The organism is Hyalangium sp. (assembly GCF_035629615.1).
Lineage (GTDB): Bacteria > Myxococcota > Myxococcia > Myxococcales > Myxococcaceae > Hyalangium.
The window spans coordinates 1-6,287 of sequence record NZ_DASPHO010000176.1; the positions used below are offsets into that span (position 1 = coordinate 1).

The window sequence follows — 6,287 nt, forward strand, 5'->3', positions numbered from 1 at the left end:
AGACCCGCCTCAGCCACTCGCCAGCCGCCTCCCCTTCCCTCCGCAGCGCCTGGAGCACCAGCGCCTCGCCCAGCACGCCAGACTCCCAGATTCTAGGACACACGTCCCGCAGCAGGAGCAGCAGCCATTCCTCCGCCGCCCCGCCTGCGCGCTGGAGCAGTGCCTGAGCCGCCTCCGAGCTTGGAGCGCCTCCCGTGAGGATCCACGCGGCGACCGCACGCAGGAGCTGCTCCTGAGAGGGGCGCTCCCTTCCGTCCACGGCTCCCGGCTGTTTCCTGGACTCGAGCCAGACTCCCCAGGCCACGCCCTCGGCGTCGAGGAGTCCCTCCCTCAGGGTCTCCGGCGTGGACGTCTGCCCCAGGACGGCAGCGAGCGCCGCCATGTGGAGGCTCAGCACTCGATCGAAGGAAGGCTCGACGAGCGCCATCGCGAGCTGTGCCGGAGGTGTCCGTCCGAGGAGTGCGGCGAACTGACGGGCCGCGTGCCAGAACACCGCCTCTCGGTTCGCGGGAGCGATGGGGGACACCTCCGTCGGCAGCCTGTCCTTCAGGAGCTTCCGGAGCTCGAGGCTGCGCCTCTGGAGCAGCTCCCACCAGCCCCCCAGCTCACGCGAGATGAGCACGAGCCGGAGACGGCCCTTGCCTCGCGCCTTCCGGCGATGAGCAATGGACTGGAGCAGCGCTGCCAACCGCGGATGGCTCTCCGCGTGATCGATGACGAGCAGCGTTGGACGCTCCGCAGCGGCGGCCAACAGCTCCTCGAAGCGATCCGGCTCCACTGCGTCCTCCAGGAACCCCGCCCTCCAGCCCTGGCCGCGCAGCTGCTTGCACCACTCGATGAACAGGCGCGTCTTGCCCGTGCCACCCGCTCCATGGAAGAGCCGGGCACTCACGGGCTCTTCCTCTTCGCACCAGGTCCGGAGCTCCTTCAGGAGCTCGGATCGGATGGGCTCAAAGAAGTCCACATACCGGTGCCGGGCATTGAGCAGGGCGACCGGTCCCGGCTCTCGAGGAGGCTCCCAGGTGCCAGGGCCGAGGAGCGCCTCGATGTCCCCCTCTCCGCCCTGGGCGCGGCCACCGGTGGACTGCATGGGCGGCAGGTGCGCACGCACGAAGGACAGCAGGCACTCGGCGGCGGCCCGGGCCGCCAGGGGTTTGGACGCGGAGTCCATCACCCCCTTCATCACGAGCAGGTAGGGAATGTCTTGCCGGTGAGCGAGGGAAGAAAGGGCCGAGCCTTCCACCTCCAGGCCCAAGGCCATGCCCAGCTCACCTGGGAGCTGCTCGAGGCGGTCCAGCGCCCTCCCCGCCTTGCTGGCCGCCACGATGTCCCCAAGCTGCACCTTGAGGCGCGGCGCCTCGGGGGAGAACGCCGTGGCCGCCTGCCTCCAGCGTGGACTGAGCTGGTACGGGAGCTGCTCCCCTGGCACACCGGGCTGCTCCGAGTCCTGGGTCCACAGCCGATCCGCGACGATGACATCGCCAGGCTCGATGGCGCCCTTGCGCCCGACACAGACACCGCAGACCGCCAGACACCGCGGCGAATAGACCCGCACGAGCGGAGCAGCGGCATACGCGGTGGCAACGCCGCCTTGCTCGAGGACACGGGTCACCGCGACACGGAGCGTCCCGCCTGCCTGGGCTTGAAAGGTGCGCAGCGCGACCTCCAGGCCCAAGGGCCCTGTTCGCCTCTCCCAGGAGCTCTCCGGCAGCGCCCCGGCGCCCACCTCGAGCACGGCGTCGTACTCGTCCTGGATGGCGGTGAGGATGAGCACATCCACCATCTCCCACGGCATGCGACCGGCTCCGTGCTGACTCAAGGGCTCTCCTTTGAGGCCAGGCACGTACCGCCGTGTCGGCTCGAGCGGCGAGCCTAGCCTGGGATTCATGGGATGGGTTTGAATCCCCGGACGACCCCTCGATGGGATAGGGTGGAGCCTGCCATGAGCATCTCCCCCACTCGTCGGCAAGCCGCCCTGGCAGCCCTCGCACTCGATGACGAGGCGCTGCTGAAGACCTGCGATGTGGAGTACTTCATCGCCTCCGGCCCCGGCGGCCAGCACCGGAACAAGACCGAGAGCGGCGTGCGCCTCCACCATCCGCCCACCGAGCTCTCCGTCAGTGCCACCGAGCGCCGCAGCCAGATCCAGAACAAGGGCGTGGCGCTGGAGCGGCTGCGCGAGGGACTCAAGGCGCTCACCTTCGTGCCCAAGGTGCGCAGGGCGACGAAGCCCTCGAAGGGAGCTCAGAAGCGGCGGCTGGAGAGCAAGAAGCACACGGGCCAGAAGAAGACGCTGCGCGGCAAGAAGGACCTCTGGTGAGCGGCCGCCTGGCGCAGGATGCTGGCCCCCGGAGGTTTCCAACATGCCCACCCTGAACCTGGAAGACGCCATCGCCCTCGCCGTGGAGGCCCACCGGGGCCAGCGGGACAAGGCAGGGCAGAGCTACATCCTCCACCCCCTGCGGGTGATGATGCGCCTGGAGACGGAGGCCGAGCGGATGGCGGCCATCCTCCACGACGTGGTGGAGGACACGCCCTACACGCTGGAGCGCCTGCGCGAGCTGGGCTACCCGGAGGAGGTGCTCGGCGCGCTGGACTGCCTGACGAAGCGGGACGGTGAGACGTACGAGGCCTTCATCGAGCGCGTGCGCCCTCACCCGCTCGCACGCCGAGTGAAGCTGGCGGACCTGGAGGACAACATGGACGTGCGGCGGCTGCTGACAGTGGGCACCAAGGAGACCGAGCGCCTGGCACGCTACCGTGCCGCCTGGGCTCGCCTGAAGGAGGCTTGAAGCAGGCGTGAAGTCAGCCAGCCCCTCGCCGCGACGCCACCTCATTACCGCCGCACGGCAGCCTCCAACGACCTGTCCTGCTCGCCCCTTGATCACCCCCGGCTCCATTGAGACCTTTCCTGGGGATGTCTCTCGGGGGAGGCGAGCCAGGTCATGCCACAGAATGCTCCACCGTGGAAGCCACCTGCCATCGCGGCTCCTGAGCAGGCCCCATCCCAGGAGAGGACACCGGAGCGCACCGAGCAACAGCGGATGAATGAGGCCCTCAGGGCCAGCGAGCGGCGCTATCGCTCCCTCGTGGAGGCCTTGACGCAGACGGTGTGGACCCTCAACCCCCGGGGCGAGCTGGCCGAGCCTGCTCTGGGCTGGCGGGAGTTCACGGGCCAGTCCGAGGAGGAGCACCTGGGCCTGGGCTGGCTCGAGGCCATCCATCCAGAGGACAGGCCCCGGATGATGGCCGAGTGGACCCGGGCCCTGCGGCAGCGCGCGCCCTACCGCCAGGAGGTTCGGCTCCAGCACCAGGACGAGACGTATCGCGACGTCATCCTCTGCTGTGTCCCCGTCCTCCAGGACGACGGCTCCGTGCTCGAGTGGATCGGCATGGCCACGGACATCAGCCCGCGCAAGCTCGCCGAGCGGGCGCTGAGGCAGGCGACCCAGGCGCGCCAGCGGGTAGAGGAGCGCTACCGCACGTTCGTCAACCAGAGCACCGAGGGCATCTGGCGCATGGAGCTGCTCCCTCCCATCTCCGTGCACCTGCCCGAGGAGGAGCAGCTCGAGGCCATGTTCCGCACGGCGTACCTCGCCGAGTGCAACAGCGCCATGGCGAGGATGCACGGCCTCGAGCATCCCTCCGCGCTCGTGGGCAGGAGACTGGATCAGTTCCTCGCTCGCACCCGCCCGCGCGACACCGAGTACCTCCGGGCCTTCATCCGCGGCGGCTACCGGCTGGAGAACTCCGAGACACAAGAGGTGGGCCCCAACGACACGCTCAAGGTGTTCCTCAGCAACCTGGTCGGCGTGGTGGAAGACGGCCACCTCGTCCGTGCGTGGGGTACCCAGCGCGAGGTGACGGAGCAATGTCTTGCCCGGCTGGCGCTGGAGACCCGCCAGGAGGAGGCCCAGCGCAGTGCACAGCAGCTCCGGACCATCACAGACGCTCTGCCAGCCCATGACATCACCGACCGCAAACAGGCGGAGACAGAAGTAGAGGCTCAGCGCGCTCGCCTCTACGACATCCTCATGAACAGCCCCGCCTCCATCGCCATCCTGAGCGGCCCCAGGCAGATCTTCAGCCTAGTCAACCCCGTCTACCAGCAGATGGCGATGAAAAGGGAGCTCCTCGGCGTCTCGCTGCTCGAGGCGCTGTCAGGACCTGACAGCCACGCCTACTCCGAGCTGGTGCGTCGCGTCTACGAGACGGGCAAGCCTTTCAGCCTCCAGGAGGCTCGCTTCAGGGTCCACCTCCCTGGGGAAGTAGAGGAGGACAGGATCCTCAACATGCTCCTCCACCCTCTGCGAGACTCCCAGGGCCAGGTGGACTCGGTCATGAGCTTTGCGATCGACGTGACCGAGCACCTGGGCGCTCGCCAGAAGCTGGAGGAGTGGGCAGCCCACCTCGCCCACCAGGAGCAGTGGCTGCGATCGGTGCTCGACGTCATGCCCGTGGCACTGCTGCTCCTGGAGCCCGTCACAGGCCGGGTGAGCTTCGCCAACCAGGCGGCCCACCGGATGGCCGGGGGCTCCTTCCCCCTGGGTGTTCCAGCGCAAGAGTATGACCGCAGCTACCGCATCACGTACGAGGATGGCACTCCCATGCCCAACGATCAGGTGCCTGCGGCCCGGGCCGCGCGGGGAGAGCGCATCCAAGGTGAGTCCCTGGTCTGGCATACCTCCGTCGGAAGCTACAATCTCCTCATCGACTCCGAGATGACCCCCGCGGCCCACGGCCACCCGGCCACCGTCCTGCTCACACTCCAGGACGTGAGCCAGCTCAAGCAGACCCAGTCCGAGCTCCAGGAAGCGGTGCGGCTGCGGGACGAGTTTCTCACCGTCGCCTCCCACGAGCTGAGGACGCCGCTCACGCCCCTTCAGCTCAAGCTCCAGGCGCTCATTCGCGACTGCGCGGCCGACCTCTCATTAGAGGAACTCCGCGAGCGGACACGGAGGACGGCGGAGCGGGCGACCCACCAGGTCCACAAGCTCGTGGAGCTCATCAGCGATCTGCTCGATGTCTCCCGGCTGAGCGAGGGCAAGCTGTCCCTGCTCCTGGAGCCGGTGGACCTCTCCGAGCTCGTCCGTGAGGTGGCGGGGCGCCTGGCGCTCGAGGCCCGCCGAGCTCAGTGTCCCCTCATCATCCAGGCCCCGGAGGCCGTGGTCGGCACCTGGGACTCCCTGCGCATCGAACAGGCCGTCTCCAACCTGCTCTCCAACGCCCTCAAGTACGGGCCGGGCAAGCCCGTGACACTGCGTGTGGAGCAGCGCGGGTGCAGGGCCCGGCTCACCGTGAGCGATGAGGGCATCGGCATCGCGCCCGAGGACCTCAAGCGGATCTTCGAGAAGTTCGAGCGTGCGGTCTCTCCCCGCCACTACGGGGGGCTGGGCCTGGGCCTGTACATCACCCGGGAGCTCCTCCAGGCGCTGGGCGGCACCATCCAGGTGGAGAGCGAGCCCGAGCAGGGGACCACCTTCACCGTGGAGCTCCCGCTTCATGGCGTCCACCCCTCGCCTGACCCTGCCGCCAGCGCCCCCTCCCCCGCTCAGGGAGCATGAGAAAGCGCCCCCAGGGGGCCCGAGCCTCAACACCGCTCTTGTCCTTCGGCCCGAGCACGGCTAACTCGCTTGCTCGACTTGGAGCAAGGGAGAGCGCCATGCAGGTCGTCAGTGTGAAGAAGGCCCTCGCGGGCTCGGTGCCCGCGGGTGACAAGGTCGAGGTCCGCGGCTGGGTGCGCACGCGCCGCGACTCGAAGGCGGGCATCAGCTTCGTCAACGTCAGCGATGGCTCGGCCTTCGATCCGATCCAGGTGGTCGCGCCGAACACGCTGCCCAACTACGAGAAGGAGATCCTCCACCTCACGGCGGGCTGCTCCGTCGTGGCCCGCGGCACGCTCGTGCAGTCCCAGGGCAAGGGCCAGGCCTTTGAAATTCAGGCCGACGAGGTGCAGGTGCTGGGCATGGTGGATGACCCGGACACCTACCCCATCCAGCCCAAGCAGCACACGCTCGAGTTCCTCCGCGAGGTGGCCCACCTGCGCGTGCGCACCAACACCTTCGGCGCCATCACCCGCGTGCGCCACACCGCCGCCCAGGCCGTCCACCGCTTCTTCCACGAGGAGGGCTTCTTCTGGGTCAACACCCCCATCATCACCGCCAGCGACGCCGAGGGCGCCGGGCAGATGTTCCGCGTCTCCACCCTGGACACCGTCAACCCGCCCCGCACGCCGGAGGGGAAGATCGACTGGCACAAGGACTTCTTCGGCAAGGAGGCATACCTGA

Annotated in this window: 4 protein-coding genes and 1 pseudogene; 4 read left to right on the forward strand and 1 reads right to left on the reverse strand. The window is 68.6% G+C overall.

The window, feature by feature from the left end:
* Nucleotides 1-1,819: pseudogene (locus VD972_RS09130) on the reverse strand (hypothetical protein); the annotation flags it as partial.
* A 123-nt stretch (nt 1,820-1,942) separates the two neighbouring features.
* On the opposite strand from VD972_RS09130, the gene VD972_RS09135 reads away from it, so the two are divergent.
* The 4 genes from VD972_RS09135 to VD972_RS09150 all read left to right on the forward strand — a co-directional run.
* Entirely contained in the window at nt 1,943-2,320 is a 378-nt protein-coding gene (locus VD972_RS09135) for a peptide chain release factor-like protein (RefSeq protein WP_324983959.1), read from the forward strand.
* Between the two features lie 43 nt (nt 2,321-2,363).
* Nucleotides 2,364-2,792, forward strand: a complete 429-nt coding sequence (locus VD972_RS09140) for a GTP pyrophosphokinase (RefSeq protein ID WP_324983962.1) — start codon at nt 2,364-2,366, stop codon at nt 2,790-2,792.
* 252 nt (nt 2,793-3,044) lie between these two features.
* Entirely contained in the window at nt 3,045-5,564 is a 2,520-nt protein-coding gene (locus VD972_RS09145) for a PAS domain-containing sensor histidine kinase (RefSeq protein ID WP_324983965.1), read from the forward strand.
* 98 nt (nt 5,565-5,662) lie between these two features.
* Nucleotides 5,663-6,287, forward strand: a 625-nt coding sequence (locus VD972_RS09150; protein ID WP_324983969.1) for an OB-fold nucleic acid binding domain-containing protein, incomplete at its 3' end; no start/stop codon positions are given.

Excerpts from the sequence above, each read along its gene's own strand:
- VD972_RS09135 (WP_324983959.1), top strand. The coding sequence starts at position 1,943 with ATGAGCATCTCCCCCACTCGTCGGCAAGCCGCCCTGGCAGCCCTCGCA.
- VD972_RS09140 (WP_324983962.1), top strand. The coding sequence starts at position 2,364 with ATGCCCACCCTGAACCTGGAAGACGCCATCGCCCTCGCCGTGGAGGCC.
- VD972_RS09145 (WP_324983965.1), top strand. The coding sequence starts at position 3,045 with ATGAATGAGGCCCTCAGGGCCAGCGAGCGGCGCTATCGCTCCCTCGTG.